The sequence below is a fragment of the Nonomuraea sp. NPDC003754 genome (assembly GCF_053605785.1).
Genome location: NZ_JBSGJX010000011.1, coordinates 138767 through 155374, shown reverse-complemented (window position 1 = coordinate 155374; position 16608 = coordinate 138767). Strand labels below are relative to the sequence as shown.

General features: G+C 71.8%; 17 protein-coding genes. 15 read left to right on the top strand and 2 right to left on the bottom strand.

The features are described from left to right. The first annotated feature begins 324 nt into the window (after positions 1-324). From ACWEVS_RS16590 to ACWEVS_RS16565, 6 genes are all read left to right on the top strand, one after another. Entirely contained in the window at positions 325-2091 is a 1767-nt protein-coding gene (locus ACWEVS_RS16590; RefSeq protein ID WP_449916462.1) for a thiamine pyrophosphate-binding protein, read from the top strand. A 239-nt stretch (positions 2092-2330) separates the two neighbouring features. Then, positions 2331-2789 carry an ATP-binding protein gene (locus tag ACWEVS_RS16585; protein ID WP_452552150.1) on the top strand — a complete coding sequence of 153 codons (459 nt, stop codon included), beginning with the start codon at positions 2331-2333 and terminating at the stop codon, positions 2787-2789. Between the two features lie 213 nt (positions 2790-3002). Then, entirely contained in the window at positions 3003-3251 is a 249-nt protein-coding gene (locus ACWEVS_RS16580) for a DUF6400 family protein (RefSeq protein ID WP_449916458.1), read from the top strand. Then, the gene (locus tag ACWEVS_RS16575; RefSeq protein ID WP_354913121.1) at positions 3238-3462 is read left to right on the top strand and encodes a hypothetical protein; all 225 of its coding nucleotides are present in this window, start codon (positions 3238-3240) and stop codon (positions 3460-3462) included. The genes ACWEVS_RS16580 and ACWEVS_RS16575 overlap by 14 nt, the downstream gene beginning before the upstream one ends. Positions 3463-3628: 166 nt before the next feature. Next, positions 3629-3823, top strand: a complete 195-nt coding sequence (locus tag ACWEVS_RS16570) for a DUF5999 family protein (RefSeq protein ID WP_449916454.1) — start codon at positions 3629-3631, stop codon at positions 3821-3823. Between the two features lie 5 nt (positions 3824-3828). Further along, the gene (locus ACWEVS_RS16565) at positions 3829-4242 is read left to right on the top strand and encodes a hypothetical protein (RefSeq protein ID WP_452552148.1); all 414 of its coding nucleotides are present in this window, start codon (positions 3829-3831) and stop codon (positions 4240-4242) included. 163 nt (positions 4243-4405) lie between these two features. On the opposite strand, the gene ACWEVS_RS16560 is transcribed toward ACWEVS_RS16565, so the two are convergent. Further along, positions 4406-6709: an ATP-binding protein gene (locus ACWEVS_RS16560; protein WP_452412828.1), complete on the bottom strand. Its 2304-nt coding sequence runs from the start codon at positions 6707-6709 to the stop codon at positions 4406-4408. A gap of 271 nt (positions 6710-6980) precedes the next feature. Here ACWEVS_RS16560 and ACWEVS_RS16555 point away from each other — a divergent pair, with 271 nt between their 5' ends. The 3 genes from ACWEVS_RS16555 to ACWEVS_RS16545 all read left to right on the top strand — a co-directional run bounded on the left by ACWEVS_RS16555 (position 6981) and on the right by ACWEVS_RS16545 (position 12071). Then, on the top strand, positions 6981-9326 hold the full coding sequence (locus tag ACWEVS_RS16555) for an ATP-binding protein (RefSeq protein WP_449916450.1): 2346 nt from the start codon (positions 6981-6983) through the stop codon (positions 9324-9326). Further along, the gene (locus tag ACWEVS_RS16550; protein WP_452552146.1) at positions 9323-11392 is read left to right on the top strand and encodes an ATP-binding protein; all 2070 of its coding nucleotides are present in this window, start codon (positions 9323-9325) and stop codon (positions 11390-11392) included. The genes ACWEVS_RS16555 and ACWEVS_RS16550 overlap by 4 nt, the downstream gene beginning before the upstream one ends. Positions 11393-11606: 214 nt before the next feature. After that, a complete protein-coding gene (locus tag ACWEVS_RS16545) occupies positions 11607-12071 on the top strand; it encodes a hemerythrin domain-containing protein (protein ID WP_449916445.1) in 465 nt (154 codons plus the stop codon). A gap of 9 nt (positions 12072-12080) precedes the next feature. Here ACWEVS_RS16545 and ACWEVS_RS16540 read toward each other — a convergent pair whose 3' ends face one another. After that, on the bottom strand, positions 12081-13334 hold the full coding sequence (locus ACWEVS_RS16540) for an esterase/lipase family protein (RefSeq protein WP_452552144.1): 1254 nt from the start codon (positions 13332-13334) through the stop codon (positions 12081-12083). Positions 13335-13793: 459 nt separating this feature from the next. Here ACWEVS_RS16540 and ACWEVS_RS16535 point away from each other — a divergent pair, with 459 nt between their 5' ends. From ACWEVS_RS16535 to ACWEVS_RS16510, 6 genes are read left to right on the top strand one after another with little or no spacing between them, the layout of a single operon-like run. Next, positions 13794-14486, top strand: a complete 693-nt coding sequence (locus ACWEVS_RS16535; protein WP_354913105.1) for a hypothetical protein — start codon at positions 13794-13796, stop codon at positions 14484-14486. Between the two features lie 3 nt (positions 14487-14489). After that, the gene (locus tag ACWEVS_RS16530; RefSeq protein WP_449916438.1) at positions 14490-14993 is read left to right on the top strand and encodes a hypothetical protein; all 504 of its coding nucleotides are present in this window, start codon (positions 14490-14492) and stop codon (positions 14991-14993) included. Further along, on the top strand, positions 14990-15493 hold the full coding sequence (locus ACWEVS_RS16525) for a hypothetical protein (protein ID WP_452552142.1): 504 nt from the start codon (positions 14990-14992) through the stop codon (positions 15491-15493). Before ACWEVS_RS16530 ends, ACWEVS_RS16525 begins: the two co-directional genes overlap by 4 nt. Positions 15494-15496: 3 nt before the next feature. Then, the gene (locus tag ACWEVS_RS16520) at positions 15497-15664 is read left to right on the top strand and encodes a hypothetical protein (protein ID WP_354913102.1); all 168 of its coding nucleotides are present in this window, start codon (positions 15497-15499) and stop codon (positions 15662-15664) included. 18 nt (positions 15665-15682) lie between these two features. Then, positions 15683-16225, top strand: a complete 543-nt coding sequence (locus ACWEVS_RS16515) for a hypothetical protein (RefSeq protein ID WP_354913100.1) — start codon at positions 15683-15685, stop codon at positions 16223-16225. Further along, entirely contained in the window at positions 16222-16605 is a 384-nt protein-coding gene (locus ACWEVS_RS16510; RefSeq protein ID WP_354913098.1) for a MauE/DoxX family redox-associated membrane protein, read from the top strand. Before ACWEVS_RS16515 ends, ACWEVS_RS16510 begins: the two co-directional genes overlap by 4 nt. The last annotated feature ends 3 nt before the right edge of the window (positions 16606-16608 follow it).

Here is a 16608-nt window from a genome sequence, read left to right as displayed (position 1 = left end):
ACCCCGGATGTGCGCGAGCGGGGAGTGCCGGGATGACGGCCATCGGTTCCTCCTCCCCCTCCCCGGCGCGGGGCCGGGGGCGAGCACACGCCGTGATGCTCCACATCTCCCTTTCGCTTACATACCTACCCATTCCAGTCATATGTGACGTACAGCTCGTTTGGTTGCTTCAAGCCGGCTCCAGGAGCTCCTTCTGCCTCGCCCCCTGGGCGGCCTGCGCAGGCCCACCCCGTGGTCCTTGTGCCGACCTGCCGGTGAGCGGGTGGCCAACCGTGGCGCGCCGCGCGCCGTATGGGCGAGCGGGTGACGGGTAGGCGCCGTCGCATGGCTCGAATCGCTTCGGAAACACTGATCGAGAGGCTGGCCGAGTGGGGCGTCGACACCGTCTTCGGCCTGCCGGGCGACGGCATCAACGGGCTGATGGAGGGGCTGCGGCGGCACCAGGACAAGGTGCGCTTCGTCCTCGTCCACCATGAGGAGGCCGCCGCGTTCATGGCCGCCGGGTACGCCAAGGCCACCGGCAGGATCGGCGTGTGCCTGGCCACCTCGGGCCCCGGCGGGCTGCACCTGCTCAACGGCCTCTACGACGCCAAGCTCGACCACGCGCCCGTGCTGGCCATCACCGGCATGCAGGAGACGACCGTGCTGGGCACCGGCTACCAGCAGGAGGTCCACCTCGACAAGGCGTTCGGCGACGTCGCCGAGTACAACATGGTCATCTACCACCCGGCGCAGCTGCCGGCCCTGGTGGACATCGCCGTCAGGACCGCCTACGCCAGGCGGGGGGTGGCCCACCTGTCGGTTCCCAACGACATCCAGGTCGCCGACGCCGCCGCCGATCCGTGGAAGCACGTCGGCCCCGTACGCCCACCCAGGACCGCGCCGTGTTACCTGCCCGCCCCCGGCGTCCCGAGGCAGGAGGACCTGGAGCGGGCCGCGCAGGTGCTCAACGCGGCCGAGCGCCCGGCCCTGCTGGTGGGAGCCGGCGCGCTGCACGCCAGGCAGGAGGTGCTGGCCGTCGCCGAGACGCTGGCGGCGCCGGTGATCAAGACGCTCGTCGGCAAGGCGGTCGTCCCGGACGACTCCCCGTACACCACCGGCGGGCTCGGCCTGCTGGGCACCCGGCCGAGCGAGGAACTGGTGGAGGACGTGGACGTGCTGTTCATGATCGGCACGAACTTCCCGTACACCAAGCACCTCCCCGAGCCCGGCACGGCCAGGTTCGTGCAACTGGAGGTCGATCCGGCCCGCGCGGGCACCAGGGTGCCCACGGACGTGCCCATGGTCGGCGACGCCAAGGAAGGCCTCAGCGCGCTGCTGCCGCTCCTGGAGCGGCGCACCGACCTCCGTCACCTGGTGAAGTACCAGGAGAAGATGGACAAGTGGCGCCGCGAACTGCGCGCGCTGGAGAACCCGGAGCGCGACCCGATCGCGCCGCAGTACCTGGTGTCCGTCCTCGACGAGCTGGCCGCCGACGACGCGATCCTCGCCTGCGACAGCGGCACCGTCGCCACGTGGGCCGCCCGGCACTGGACGATCCGCGGCGACCGGCGGTTCTACCTGTCCGGCAACCTCGCCACGATGGCGCCCGGCCTGCCGTACGCCCTCGCCATGCAGCACGCCTTCCCCGGCCGCCAGGTGATCGCGTACGTGGGGGACGGCGGCTTCGCCATGCTCATGGCCGAGTTCCTCACCGCCGCCCAGCACGGGCTGCCGGTCAAGGTGGTGATCAACAACAACAACGCGCTGGGCCAGATCCTGTGGGAGCAGATGGTGCTCGGCTATCCCGAGCACGGCGTGCGCTACGCCGAGCCCTGGGCCGACTACTCCTCCTGGGCGACGGCCTGCCACGGGTTCGGCGCCAAGGTCACCAGGCCGGGCGACCTGCGCGGCGCCGTCGAGCGGGCCCTCGCCCATGACGGTCCCGCGCTGGTCGACGTCGACGTCGATCCGAACGAGCCGCCCATGCCGGGCAAGGTGAGCTACCAGCAGGCCGTGAAGTTCGCCCAGGCGTTCGTCAAGGGCCAGCCGCATCGTGCGGCCATCGCCACCACGCTGTTCAAGGACCGCATCCAGAAGCTGGGCGACTGAGCCCGCTCGCCGCCCTGGCCGCTGGGCGGCTACCGCACGCGAAGGGGAGGGCCGGCTGCCCGATTCGGGTACCGGGATACGGGTTTCTCCCCTCGCCGGTCGTGCCGCCCGCGTCGCATGCTCGCCCGTGGACATGTCGTGCCAGGCATGCCGTACGCGCATCCAGCGGAGAACCGGGGGCGAACCATGTCGTACCGTCAGCGGAAACGGCCACCAGCGCGCACGCGGGACGGCGCCGCGTGAAACCGACGTCCCACACCGAGGTCCAGGCCCTCGCCGACGCGCTGACCCTGCGCGCCGGGCCGGCAGCCGACGACGCGCCTGCCGCTTTCTGGATCCTGTCGTCCAGGCCCACCGCGGTGCCGATCGCCCGGCATCTCACCCGCGTCCGGCTGCACCTGTGGCGGCTCCCGGAGTTGGTGGAGGCCGCCGAGCTCCTGGTCAGCGAGCTCGTGACCAACGCCGTACGGCACGCCGGCGGCCATGTCCGGCTCACCCTGACGGTCGACGACGGCCTCATGCGATGCGAGGTCGAGGACGGCGGGCCGCTTCTCCTTCCCGCGGAGGGCTGGTACGGGCGCGCCCTCCTCGATGCGCTGGCCTGCTGCTGGGGGACCGGCCGTACGGACTCGGGGGAGGTGGTCTGGTTCGAGATCCCCACCGCGGACCGGACCCGGACGGAACCGGTCCGGGGATGACCGTGGCACGGGCAACGTCATGAATTGACCATAAATCCGGACATAAGGTATACAAATGGCAATACCCCTCCGCGGGGAGGGCCTTCTGCCTCAGCGTGCCTCCGAGTGGTCGCCGACCCCCTCCCGATCCTCGCGCTGAGCCTTCGTTCCGGACCCCCAGGAGGAACCTCCCCGATTCCGCCCGCCTCCGCCATCCCACCGGAAAGTCGCGCCATGAGCCACGACAGCAGCAGCGCACACGCCGTCTTCCAGTTCGACCTCACCGCGGACGAGACCCGCCGACGGGCCGCGGTCATGGCGGCGCTGGGAGCGAACTGGGACCCCCTGGCGGTGATGCGCGGGGAGGAGGAGGCGTACGCGCTCCTCTACTCGGGCCTCGACCGGCAGCAGCAGGAGACCTACGACATGCTCGTGGCCGCCGAGGTCCTCCCGCGGAAGGCGCCGGGCCGTGTTGCCGATTGACCCCCAGGCCGATCGGGGCCGCCGGGCATGGGTCTCCTGCCCCCGGTGCTTCGACGGCACCGACTGCGGGGACTGCCGCGGCGGACGCACCTGCGGGGTGCACTGGCGCTACCTGCTCGGCAACACCGGCAGCCGGCTGCACCTCCAGTGCCCCGGCTGCACCCACGTGTGGGATCACGAGACCCACTTCGGGGCGAGCGGCACCTCCTGACGGGCCGCCCCCGGCACTACCCCCACCCGCTACGTAGGTACCTACCCATGCCTTACGGGTACCCATACGGGGGTTTATCCCGTCTCGCTCGTGGCGCCGTGCGGTGCAGGCTGGTTCCAGACATGAGCTCAGCCGAACCCGAATGCCATGAGAGGGGTAACGAGCCATGTGCCAGCATCAACCGCCGTGTCCATCGGCGGACGCTCCGCACCACGACGCGGCCCGCCTGGTCGCCTTCCACCCGGAACAGGGCTGGGGGCTGCTGTGCAATGGGGTCGTCATCTTCGACGACTGCGGCGAGCTGCTGCCGGACGGCCGGAGCATCGCCATCGGACCTGTGCACTCCGGACACGCGGCATGAGGCTCATGACCCCCAACCGCTTCCTCGCCTTCGCCGACGGCCTGTTCACCCGCGCCGTGCCGGGCGAGCGGAGGGCCTCCTGGGTGCTGACGGCCACGTCGTCAGCCGTGCCCAGCGCCCGCCGCATGACGCGCGCCCGGCTGGTGCAGTGGGGGCTGCAGAACGAGGCGGCGGTGGCGGACGTGCTGGTGGGCGAGCTGGTGACCAGCGCGCTGCAGGACAGCGCCGACACCGTCAGGGTCACGCTCACCGCCGAGGACGGGCTCCTGCGCTGCGAGATCGTGCACGCCGAGCCCTCGGGACGGCGCGCCGAACGCGAACACCTCCTGCTGGCCCACCTGGCCTGCTGCTGGGGCACCGCCCAGACCGACGAGGGGAAGGTCGTCTGGTTCGAGCTTCCCGCACCGGGACTCATCTGAAGGGAACCGTGACCGTGCGCAAGACCCGGATCCGCAAGACGAGGAGGTCGGCCGACCCCCACGCCCCGGACCTGCGGACACCGTCGGGACGGCCGATGCCCTACTGAGCGACCGGCTGGGTGACCGCACTGCTGGGCGACCGCGCCGCCCGCGTGGCAGGGTGTCAGCCGGACGGCTCGTCGCCGGCCACGTGACCCTGCTCGGCCACCCAGACCGCGACCTGGGCGCGTGAGTGGTAGCCGAGCTTGCTCAGGATGCGTTCGATGTGCCCCTCCGCCGTCCGCTGGGAGATCACCAGGGCGGCGGCGATCTCCTTGTTGGTCAGTCCCTGCGCCACGAGGTGGGCGATCTCCGTCTCCCGCGGCGTCAGCGGCGCCGACTTGGCCGCGGCCGGCTGCTCGTCGCCCTGCTGCGGCCGGTCCTGGCGGAGGGCGTAGGCGAGCGCCTCGTCGTAGGAGAGCCGGGCACCGCGCTTGACGGCGGTCTCGAAGGCCGCGTCGCCGAGGGCCTGGCGCACGCTCTCCACGCATTCGTCGTGATAGTGGGACAGGTGCCCGAACCCCGACAGTGGTGCGCCGATCGCCTGCCAGACGGTCTCGAGGATGCCGAGCAGCTGGGCCGCTCGCCGGTACTGCTTCTCGGCGGTGGCGATCCACGCCAGCACCTCCAGGTTGATTCCCACTCCCAGCGGGTCGTCGAGCGCGCGGTTGAAGACCAGGCTCGTCGCCTCCAGCTCGGTCGCCCGCGCGAGGTCGCCCTGCCGCCAGACCTCCACGCCGAGCGCCATCATCATGTACGCCCGGTGCCAGCCCTCGCTGTGGGCGTCGCAGAGGGCCAGGCACTGGTCGCCCAGCTCGATGGCCCGCGGGGAGTCGCCGCGGAAGGAGTACGCCAGGGACAGCCGGATGAGGGCCAGCGCCGTGCCCACGGGGTCGCCGGCGGCGCGGTGCCCGGCCAGCGCGTCCTCGTAGCGCGTGATGGCGGACTCGGCGTCGCCCTCGTACATGGCGATCATCCCGCAGTAGAGCTCGACGTAGGCCAGGGTCGCGTCCAGCCCCAGCCGCTCGGCGATCGTCCGGCTCTCCTCGAGCATCGCCTTGGCCGCGGGGATGTCGGCCTGGATGATCGCCAGCCAGCCGGCGGTCCACAGCGCCCGTGCCCGCGCCTGGCTCGGTTCGGGCGCGGCGGCCAGCGCCCGGTCCAGCCAGCGCCTTCCCTCTCCCAGCCAGTAACCGCTGATCCAGTGGTAGAGCAGGTCGGCGGCCAAGTCGAGACCGGTGGAGACCTCCTCGGGATCGCCGAAGCAGTTCTCCAGCGCGGTGTGCAGGTTGGCGTGCTCCAGCCGCAGCCGGTCGAACCACGCCACCTGCGACGGGCCGAACAGCTGGGCTCGCGACTGCGCCGCCAGCGTGCGGTAGTGGTCGCGGTGCCGCCGTTGCAGCGTCGCCTGCCGGCCCGTGTCGGCGAGCTTCTCCATGCCGTACTGGCGGATGATCTCCAGCAGCCGGTAGCGCGCCCGCGACCCGTGCTCCTCCCTGATCAGGATCGACTTGTCCACCAGACCGCACACCAGGTCGAGCACCTCGTCGCGGTCGATGCCGTCGCCGGAGCAGACCGCCTCGGCCGCCTCCAGGTCCAGGTCGCCGGCGAAGACCGACACGCGGGCCCAGAGCAGCCGCTCCTTCTCCGAGCACAGGGCGTGGCTCCAGTCGATCAGGGCGCGCAGCGTCTGGTGCCGCGGCAGCACGGCCCGAGAGCCCCCGGTCAGCAGCCGGAAGCGGTCGTGGAGGCGCTCGTCCAGCTGCTTGACGGACAGGGCGCGCAGCCTGACGGCGGCCAGCTCGATCCCGAGCGGCAGGCCGTCCAGCCGCCGGCAGATCCGGGCGACGACCTCTCTGTTCTCCTCGGTGATGGCGAAGGACGGCAGGACGGCTCTGGCCCGCTCGGCGAACAGGCACACGGCGTCGCACCTGGCCAGCGACTCGATGGGCATCCCCGCGCCGTCGTTGTCGGGCAGCGGGAGCGTGGGCACCGGCAGCGTCTGCTCGCCGGCGAAACCGAGGGCCTCCCGGCTGGTGGCCAGGATGCTCAGCTCGGGCGCGGCGCGCAGCAGCGTCTCGGCGAGAACCGCGCACTCGTGCACCAGGTGCTCGCAGTTGTCGAGGATCACCAGGGCCTGCTTGTCCCTGAGGTGGTCGACGAGCACCTCCATGGGCGAGCTGAGGCTGAGGTCGCGGATCTCCAGCGCCTCGACCACGCTCTGCGCGAGCATGTCCGGGCTCTCCACCGTGGCCAGCTCGACGAACCACACCCCGCCGCGGAAGTCGCGGGCCACGTCGAGCGCCACCCGGAGGGCCAGCCGGGTCTTGCCGACCCCGCCGGCACCGGTCAGGGTCACCCCGCGGGACAGCGGCAGGCGCCGTTTGACCTCGGCCACTTCGTGCCGACGGCCTACGAAGCTGGTCACCTCTGCCGGCAACCTCGCCGTCTGCTGCCGTCTGGAGGCGCTCGTCGTCATGGGTTTCCTCGCCGGCTGCGTCGCCGCTGGAGCGCGGCTGTAGCCGTCATCGTTCAGGGTCGTGCGCAGGGCCTCAGCGGTCCGCACCCTCAGGATCCTTGTGGCCATTCATTACAGAACGGTAAAAGCATGCCGAAAATGGCCCAGGCGTAATCTGGGTTTCGTCGGCTCCCGTCCCGACGGCACGGGTGCCTCGACGGATCCGAGCGGGTGAGCACGCATGGGGGTGGCGTCCAAGGGTTCGCAGACGCGCGGGTTGCCGGCCGAGCTGACCAGCTTCGTGGGCCGTCGGCGCGAGATAGCCGAGGTCAAACGGCTGCTGGCAGGCTCCAGGCTGGTGACCCTCGTCGGCGTGGGCGGCGTCGGCAAGACCAGGCTGGCCCGGCGGGTCGCCGCCGACGTACGGCGCGCGTTCCGCGACGGCGTGTGCGTGATCGAGCTGGCCGCGCTGGAGTCGCCCGACCTGCTCGTCCAGACCCTCATCGAGTCCTTCGGGATCGCGGACCTGTCCACCAGACCGCCGATCGAGGTGCTGACCGGCCACCTGCGCGACAAGCAGATGCTGATGGTCCTCGACAACTGCGAGCACCTGCTGCACGAGTGCGCCGTCGCGGCCGAGACGCTGGCGCGCGCCGCGCCCGGCCTGCGGATCCTCGCCACCAGCCGGCAGGTGCTCGGCGTCGCGGGGGAGCAGACGATGGTCGTGCCGTCGCTGCCGGTGCCCGACGGCGACATCGAGCGCCTGTCGAGGGAGTCGCTGGAGCAGTCCGACGCGGTGCGGCTGTTCGTCGAGCGGGCCGGGGCGGTCGCGCCCGGCTTCGGGATCACCGACGACAACTGGGAGGCCGTGCTCCGGATCTGCCGGAGCCTGGACGGCATCCCGCTGGCCATCGAGCTGGCGGCCGTCCGGCTGCGGGTGGTCTCCGTGCACCAGCTGCTGGCCCGGCTGGAGGACCGCTTCCAGCTGCTCACCACGGGATCGCGGGTGCTGCTGCCCCGCCAGCGCACGCTGCGCGCCCTGATCGACTGGAGCCACACCCTGTGCACCGAGCAGGAGCAGCGGCTCTGGGCGCGGCTGTCGGTCTTCTCCGGCAGCCTCGACCTCGAGGCGGCCGAGCGCGTGTGCGCCGGTGACGGCGTCGCCGCGGAGGAGATCGTCGACCTGGTGTGCGGCCTGGTGGACAAGTCCATCCTGATCAGGGAGGAGGACGGCGCCCACGCGCGCTACCGGCTGCTGGAGACCATCCGCCAGTACGGCAGGGACCGGCTGCGCGAGGCCGGCCAGGAGGACACACTCAGACGCCGGCACCGCGACTGGTACCAGGACCTGGCGGTCCGGGCGCACCACGCCTGGTTCGGCCCTGACCAGGTGAGCTGGTACGCGCGCCTGCGCACCGAGCACGACAACCTGCGAACCGCCCTCGACTACTGCCTGACGGTTCCGGGACAGGCGGCCTCCGGCCTGGTCATCGCCGCGGCGCTGCGGTTCTACTGGATCGCCTCCGACTCCCCGCAGGAGGGCCGGAGCTGGTTCAAACGCCTGCTCGCCGCCGACCGGCGGCCGACCCCGGTCCGGGCCCGTGCCCTCTGCGTCGAGGCGCGGCTGGCCGTCCTGCAGAGCGACTTCGCGACGGCCGCGACCCTGCTGGGGGAGGGCCGGCACCTGGCCCGCCGGTTCGACGACCCGGCGACCATGGGCGCCGCCATGTACGTCGCCGGCCTCGCCGCCCTGCTCCAGCGGGATCTGCCCAGCGCGCTGACCCTCCTCGGCGGGGCGCTGGACCACAGCCGCAGGACGGGCGACGCGATCGGCGTCGTCAACTCGTTGATCTATCTGGCCACCGTGCACTCGCTGCTCGGCCAGTCCCGCAAGGCGGTCGACAGGTTCGAGGAGTGCCTGGCGATCTGCGAGCCGCGCCGCGAGAACTGGTTCCGGTCGTACGCGCTGTGGACGTACGGGATCGAGGTGTGGAAGCAGGGCGACACGCGGCGGGCGGTCGCGATGGAACGCGAGGCCGTACGGCTCAAGGAGCCCTTCGACGACCGTCTGGGCATCGCGCTGTGCATCGAGGTCCTGGCCTGGACGAGCTGCGGCGACGGCGAAGCCGAGCGCGCGGCCCTGCTGCTCGGCGCGCTGCGGGAGATCTGGCGCTCGTTCGGCGGGCCGCTGTTCGGCTACCTGGCCGACCACCATGACGCCTGCGAGCTGGCGACCAGGAGGACACTCGGCACCAGGGCGTTCGAGACCGCCCTGCGCAGGGGCATGGGGCTCACCCTGGCCGACGCGCTGGAGTACGCGATGCGGGAGGACCGGCCGGCGGGCGGGGCCCGGCCGAAGTCCTCACCGCTGACCCGCAGGGAGATGGAGATCGCCCGGCTGGTCGCGCAGGGCATGAGCAACAAGGCGATCGCGGCGGCGCTGATGATCGCGCAGCGTACCGCGGAGGGGCACGTGGAACACATCCTCGGCAAGCTCGGCTTCACCTCGCGCGTCCAGATCGCCGCCTGGGTCAGCCGGCAGGAGCAGGAAGGCGACGAGGGGGGCCCGGCCGGAGGCTCGCCGTGAGCCCGGCCGAGCGCGCACGCGCGGCCACGACCGACCCGCCGGCGGAGGCCTCCAGGTTCGTCGGGCGGCGGCACGAGGTGGCCGAGGCCCGGCGGATGCTGTCCCGCACCCGGCTGCTGACCTTGACCGGAACGGGCGGCGTCGGCAAGACCCGGCTGGCCTTCAGGGTCGCCGAGTCGCTGGAGCGCGCCTACAAGGACGGCGTGGAGGTGGTCGAGCTGGCCACCCTGGAGGCCGGTGACCTGCTGGCGGCGACCGTGGCCGCGGCGCTGGGGCTGCGGGACGTCGGGCCCGATCCGGCGACCATGCTGGTGGACTACCTCGCGGACAAGCGGATACTGCTCGTGCTGGACAACTGCGAGCACCTGCTCGAGGACTGCGCCCGCCTGGTGGACCTGCTGCTGCGCGGCGCGCCCCGGTTGCGCATCCTGGCGACCAGCCGCCAGGCCATGGCGGTCGGCGGCGAGCAGGTCATGGTGGTGCCCTCCCTGTCCGTGCCGGACGACGGCGCCCTGCCGCCACGCGACATCGCCAGGCACGATGCCGTACGGCTGTTCATGGACCGCGCGGCGAGCGTGTGGCCTGGCTTCTCCCTGGACACGGGCAACGCGGCCGCCGTGGCGCGGCTGGCCCGGCGCCTGGAGGGCATCCCGCTGGCGATCGAGCTGGCCGCGATGCGGCTGCGCACGGTGCCCCTGGAGCAGCTCACCCGCGAGCTGGAGGAGCGCTTCGACGTGCCGGCGGAGGGCAGCCCGAGCGCGCTGCCACGCCATCGGACGCTCCGCGCGACCATGGACTGGAGCTTCGAGCTGTGCTCACCGGCCGAGCAGCGGCTGTGGGCGCGGATGTCGATGTTCGCCGGCGGGGCCGACCTCGACACGGCCGAGGCGGTCTGCGCGGGCGACGGGATCGACCCCGTCGAGGTCATCGACCTGGTGGCCGGGCTGGTGGACAAGTCCGTCCTGGTGACCGAGCACGGGGAGGCCGGGGTCAGGTACCGCATGCTGGAGAGCATCCGCGCCTACGGCGCGGAGCGGCTGGAGCCCGGGGAGGCGACGGCGCTGCGCGGCCGGTACATCGACCACTACCGTGACGTGACGGAAGGACGGCGGATCGACCGGCTCGTTCCCGACCAGCTCGACCGTTACCGCTTCCTGGGCCGTGAGTTGCCCAATGTGCGCGTCGCGCTCGAGCTGTGCCTGAGCGCGCCGGGCACGGCGGCGACGGCCCTCGACATCGCCTCGTCGATGTGGAGCTACTGGATGCTCGCCGGTTCCCCCACCGAGGGACGGTACTGGCTGCGGCGCGGCCTTGACCAGGTGCCCGGCGAGGGCCGCACCCGAGCGATCGCGCTGTGCACGGACAGCATGCTGGCCCTGCGGCAGGGCGACCTGGACGCGGCGACGCCGAGACTCGAGGAGTGCCGAGCCATGGCACAGCTGGCGGGCAACGAGAGCGTCCTGCCGCTCGTCCTGCGGGCCTCCGGCCTGGCCGCCTTCTCCACCGGCGACGCGCGACGCGGCCAGGCGCTCATGGAGCAGGCCCTGGCCATCCACCGCGCCGCCGGGGACCTCGCCGGCGTGACCGTCGACCTCTACTACACGGCCGCCTACGGCTCGATGGAGGACCCGGCGCGAGCGGCGGTGATCGGCGAGGAGGTGCTGGCGCTGTGCGAGGCCCATGGCGCGATCCTGTGGCGCGCCTATGCCCAGCTGTCGCTCGCCATCGCCGCGTGGAACCTGGACGACTGGCACCGCGCCGAGGAACTGGCGAGCGAGGCCGCCGAGTTCACCAGAGGGGTCAACGACCGCTGGGGCCTGACCCAGTGCCTGGAACTGCTGGCATGGACGGCCTGCGCCAGGGGCGACCACCGGCGGGCGGCCCGGATGCTGGGGGCGGCGCACACGTTGTGGCAGGCGGTGGACTCCTCGCCGACCCGGCTCTGGTACCAGGCGACATGGCACGAGCGCTGCGTCGAGCGAACCCGCCAGGAGCTGGGGGAGCGGGAGTTCGCCGCGGCCTTCCGCGACGGGGCCAGGCAAGCCCTGACATCGTGCCGCTCTTGACGGCGCCCGCGCGGCTCGGCTGACCGGCCGCTCCTGAGGGTGCCCGCGCGGTCCGGCTGACCGGCCGCATCTGACGGCGCCCGTGCGGCCCCGCGGACCGGCCGCCGCGCGGGCCCCGGCGCGAAGGGCATGGTCAGCCGGTGGGTCGCGGTCGTACGGTGGAAGACATCCGCATACGGCTCGGGCCGTGGCAATGCGCGATCGAGTAGAGACCATGTCCGAGAATCCCGTCACTCCTCCAGAGGAGGAGCTCGCGACGCTCCGCAAACGTCGCGCCCATCTGCGCCGCGCCGCCGAGGAACTCGACCGCGCCCTGGCCGCCCCGCCGGCCGGCCGGGCCGCCGAGTGGGCGCATGAGCTGACACCGGTCCTGGCCAGGATGCGGGAGGCGTTCGACGCGCACATCTCGATCGTGGAGGGGCCCGACGGGCTCTTCGACGAGGTCCGTACGGCGGCGCCGCGGCTGGACGGCATGCTGCGCCGGCTGCACCGGGAGCATCTCGAGATCGCCGCGCAGCTCGCCGCCGCGGAGGACGAGCTGGCGGCGCCCGGCGACGAGCCGGCCGTGGAGCGGCTGAGGCAGCGGCTGACCGCGGTGGTGACGGCGCTGGGCCGCCACCGGCGGCGGGGGGCGGACCTGCTCTACCAGGCCTACGAGATCGACATCGGCGGCGAGTGACGTGCCGTCTCAGCCGAGCCAGGTGGTGATCTGGCCCATGGCGTTGGTGGCCCAGCCGAGCTTGAGGTGGTTGAGGGGCAGGGTCACGGCGGCGGCCCGGTTGGCCACGCCGTCGGGGGCGGCGCAGCTGGCGACGAACACCGCGCCGTCCGACGGGCCGGTGTGCTCGTTGTGCAGCAGCGCCATGTCGGGAGAGTTGCCGCAGAGCTGGTAGACCGGCACACCCGCCGGGGTGCCGGCGTCGATCAGCGGCCTGACCAGCGAGCCCCTGTCGATGGCGTACTGGATGCCGCGGCCTGCGGTGTAGAAGCCGGTGCCGCCGTAGTAGGTGGTGTACCAGTCCTGCTCGGCGGCGGGCAGCGGGTAGACGTCGTCCCAGCGGTAGAGCATGTCGTCCGAGCCCGGGTAGGCGTCGCCCTCGTAGCTCAGTTCGGGGTGGTTGCGCCAGAGGCCGTAGCAGATCATCTGGGTGTGCGGGGCGGGCGCGTTCAGCGACCCTCCGCATTCCGGAAATATCGCGAAATCGTGGGTCCAGCCGTGCCGGTAGCCCCAGTCGAAGCCCTTGTTCGGACCGCCCACGAGAACGAGCTTGCGCACGTCTCCCGCGTAGGCCGTGCCCCACGAGCGGCGCAGCGACGAGACGTACATGCGCGCGTTGAACGCCCCCTTGGACCAGCCGATCACATCGACCTGGGCCGCGCCCGTCTTGGCCTTGATCCGCGCGATGGCGTCGTGGATCTGCTCCGCCCAGTAGTAGCCGTCGCCCGTGACGTGCGGGAAGCCGATCGCGAACACCTTGTAGCCCTGGCCGCTGAGGTGCTGCATGAGTCCGGTGGTGGGACAGCTCGCCTGGCCGCAGCCGTACGAGCCGCGGGCGTTGGGGTTGGCCCAGGCCAGGTCGGCGGTCTGGTTGGCGCCGTGGACCAGCAGCACGGGGGTGGCCTTGGCGCCGGTCTGCCAGCCCGGCGCGTGGTACAGCAGGAACCGCGACGCGTGCGGGCGGGCGACGTCGCCGAACAGCCGCCTGGTCTGGCCCGTGTGGTCGCCGCGGCCGTCAGGGGGATAGGTCTCGGCCTGGAACCCGCTGGAGGCGTCCCGGTAACGCTCGACCTGCGCCCAGCCGTTCTCCAACCCGGTCGTGTAGGTGGCCTCCAGCGTGACCGATCCGGCCACGGCCGCCGCGGGCGCGGCCGGCGCCGTGAACACCGCTGTCGCCACCAGCGCTAAAGCGGTGGCGGTTCGTCCCCAAGGACGTCGCATCATCTCACATCTCCCAGAACCGATCGTGCAGGGACAGGTGAGCTCATCTCGCCGGATCGAGGCGGCCGGGTCAATGTGGGCCGGCGCCATGTCCGCGTCCGTGGCCGTGGGTGCGCGACATGCCGATCACGCTCAGACGTAACGGGAGTTCACGCGCGCGCGACCATCGGGAACCACAAATTTCCCAATCGTCGCTCTTGTCAGACAGTTCACCACTGATCAATTATTGGCCCGTCAGCGGGAGGCGATCGCGGACCGATGACGAGGCGATGACTTCACTTCCTCCGACCGCTGTCCTCCACTTTGTTCTGCCCTCGTAGCAATACTCCAGCGAGCCCGCCACCCGGCGTTCTCGCTGGTTGCCATGCCTTCATCGAGACTCAGGGAAAGGAAGGCGGAATGGGCCAGAATTCAACCGTCCGAACCATTGACAACCAGCTTTTAACGCTTGACATCGACGGTGTGGAGCAGGACGATCTCCACGCCTGGACGGGCCACATCCGTTACACCCCCCGCTACGGCGTGCGCGAGACGACCGCCGACGTGTGGGCGCTGGAACTGGCCCCGAAGTCGTCGCTGGGCGTGGGCGTCTCCTCCGTGCGCGGCCGGGAGCGCGAGCGTTTCTCCCTGGCCGGCGGCGAGGTCGTGATCTACGACTGCGAGGACCCCTCGGACGCGCGCTGGGCGACCTGGCTGGGCCCGTGGAACATGGCGCACGGCCTGTTCTACGCGCCGGAGTGGGAGTCGGCCGACGTGGTGGCGGTCTTCTCCAGGCTGCAGTGGACCGACACGCCCGAGGGCCTGGTCGCCACGCCGAACCGGCGTTTCGACCTCCAGCAGGCGGTCTACCTGCAGACCGTGGCCGGGGTGGGAACCATGCAGGTGGAGCCGAAGCGGCTGGCCGCCGGCCAGGTCCCCCGCTTCCGCGGCTTCTCGGCCCCCGCCGGCGAGGTGTGGCGGGTGCCCAGCTCCGACGGGCAGGACCGCGAGACCCTGCTGATGGTCACCGACACCGCGGTGATCAGGGTGAGCCCGTGGGACGCCCCACGCAAGGGTCTGCCGGCCGCCAACGGGGTGGCCAAGTCCGGCGGCGGCACGCCGGAGGCGGCCGCGGAGTTCCTCACCAAGGTCAAGCGCGTCACCTGGGGAGCGTGAGGAGTGGACCCGATCACTGCGGCGGTGGTGATCCTCTTCGTCCTCGTGGCGCTCACGTTCGCGGCCGGGGCCGGTCTCTACCGGCGGGTGCGCGAGCTGGAGCTGGCCACGTACAAGGGCGTGGGGATCCGCGTCGCCGCGGGCGGCGAGGAGCGCACGGGGATCGGCCGTCCCGGCCAGACCACCATCGCCGTCAAGGTCAACCGCCGGTGCCCGATCTGCGAGGACGTGCTGCTCGCCGTCGGGAAGCTGGCGGCCGACCTGCCCGAAGGCGTCGGCTTCACCGTGGTGTCCGACGACCCGGGCTTCGACAAGGAACTCCCCGAGTCCGTGCAGGTCATCAGGGATCCGCAGGTCTGGCGCTCGATCACGGTGCCCTACGTGCCCGCCGTGCTCGTCGTGGACGAGCAGGGGTTCGTGGTGCACACGACGCCCGCGGGCTCAGGGGAGATCGTGCCGGAGACAGTCGAACGGGTGATCGCCCGGCGAAAGGAAGCGAAGCTGTGAAGAACCTCTCCCGTCCCTCCATCCTCGACCAGATCCCGAGCGTCGCGGACGAGCCGGAGTCGCCGGAACCGTCCAGGTACGCCGTCACCGAGCAGCGCTGGAGCCGCCGCCGGCTCTTCGGCACGGTCGCGGGCGTCACGGTCGCCGCCGGGCTCGGCGCGCTCGACCTGCTTCCCTGGTCCAGGCCGAGGGCGGCGATGGCGCTGACCGAGTGGACCGACGGCTGCCACGGCTACTTCAACTCCTCCACCGTGTGCACGCCCTCCTCCGCGTACTACGGCAGTGACAACTGCTCAGGCAGCTGGCACAAGAACCAGGGCGGCTCGGGCACCTGCTACAACTACCGCTACACGCCCAACGAGACCTCCTGCGGCGGCCGGAACGCCTGGCGGTGGACCGGCAGCGTCGCCCGCCGCAAGTGCTCCGACGGCTGGTACGAGTACCACGACTGCGGTGGCGGCAACATCTCCCGCTTCTCCATCTGCCGGACCGCGATCTGACGCATGCGGACCCTGAATCCCGCCACCCGTCTGCTGGTGCCCGCCATGGGCCTGGTCGTCGCGGCGGAGGCGGCGACGCTGAGCGCGTTCGCCTCCGGCTTCGACGTGCGGGGCTTCACCTGGCTCGTGGCGGCCCTGGTGGCGGGCTTCTCCCTGTCGGGCTCGGTTTGAAGCCTCAACAGCGCCTGGGTGCTGTCCTCGTCGGTCCGACGGGGTTCTGATGCCGCCGGCTTCATCGCCGGCCTGTTCCTCGGTGCGTTCCCCACCGCGTTCGCCTTCATGGTCATCGGCTCGGTGGTGCGCTCGCCGCTGCCCGTGATCGCGTGCCAGGTTCTCGCCGGCCTGGCGGCGGTGGTGTTCCTGTTGCGGGAGTTCCACGTCTTCAGCTTCCCGCTGCTGCAGAACGCCCGGCTGGTCCCGCAGTTCGTCGCCCACACCCCGGTCTGGGGCGCGGTGCAGTTCGGCGCGGAGATGGGCACGGGAATGCGCACCTACTCGCCGACCGGGTTGCCGCACATCATGGCGATCTCCCTCTTCCTGCTGGGCTCGTGGTCCGACGCGCTCATGGCGGGGGCGGGGTTCGCCCTGGGCAGGGCGCTCATGCTGCTCACGTTCCTGCTGGCACGGGACAAGATGCGCGCCGACACCGCGTTCGACTTCGCGCTGCCGAAGATGACGTGGCTGTTCGCCCTGATGTTCGTTCCCCTGGTCGCGATCCTGGTGGCGGCATGACGCTCCTTGTCCTCCGGTACGGCCTGGCCGCGATCCTGGCCGTGGCCGTGCTGGGCAAGGCGCGACACTTCGCCGCCTTCCGCGGCAGCCTGGGCGGGTACGGGCTGTACGGCCCGCTCGCCTGGGCGGGCGCCTTCACGGTCCTCGCCGTGGAGGCGCTCGCCGCGGCCCTCGCCGTGTCCACGGTGGACGCCGCGCTCGTCGGCGTGGTGGGCACCGTGCTCGGCACGATCTTCACCGGCCTGCAGGTCCACCTGCTGGCCACCGGCAACCGGGCGCCGTGCCTGTGCTTCGGCACCGCGGCCCCGGTGTCGGCCACCTCCCTGGCGCACGCGGCCGTCGTGCTGCTGGCCGGGCTGGTGCTGCTGCTGGCGGGGTGAGCC

Excerpts from the sequence above, each read along its gene's own strand:
- ACWEVS_RS16540 (WP_452552144.1), bottom strand. The coding sequence starts at position 13,334 with ATGATGCGACGTCCTTGGGGACGAACCGCCACCGCTTTAGCGCTGGTG.
- ACWEVS_RS16545 (WP_449916445.1), top strand. The coding sequence starts at position 11,607 with ATGTCCGAGAATCCCGTCACTCCTCCAGAGGAGGAGCTCGCGACGCTC.
- ACWEVS_RS16510 (WP_354913098.1), top strand. The coding sequence starts at position 16,222 with ATGACGCTCCTTGTCCTCCGGTACGGCCTGGCCGCGATCCTGGCCGTG.
- ACWEVS_RS16555 (WP_449916450.1), top strand. The coding sequence starts at position 6,981 with ATGGGGGTGGCGTCCAAGGGTTCGCAGACGCGCGGGTTGCCGGCCGAG.
- ACWEVS_RS16590 (WP_449916462.1), top strand. The coding sequence starts at position 325 with ATGGCTCGAATCGCTTCGGAAACACTGATCGAGAGGCTGGCCGAGTGG.
- ACWEVS_RS16570 (WP_449916454.1), top strand. The coding sequence starts at position 3,629 with ATGTGCCAGCATCAACCGCCGTGTCCATCGGCGGACGCTCCGCACCAC.
- ACWEVS_RS16580 (WP_449916458.1), top strand. The coding sequence starts at position 3,003 with ATGAGCCACGACAGCAGCAGCGCACACGCCGTCTTCCAGTTCGACCTC.
- ACWEVS_RS16520 (WP_354913102.1), top strand. The coding sequence starts at position 15,497 with ATGCGGACCCTGAATCCCGCCACCCGTCTGCTGGTGCCCGCCATGGGC.
- ACWEVS_RS16565 (WP_452552148.1), top strand. The coding sequence starts at position 3,829 with ATGACCCCCAACCGCTTCCTCGCCTTCGCCGACGGCCTGTTCACCCGC.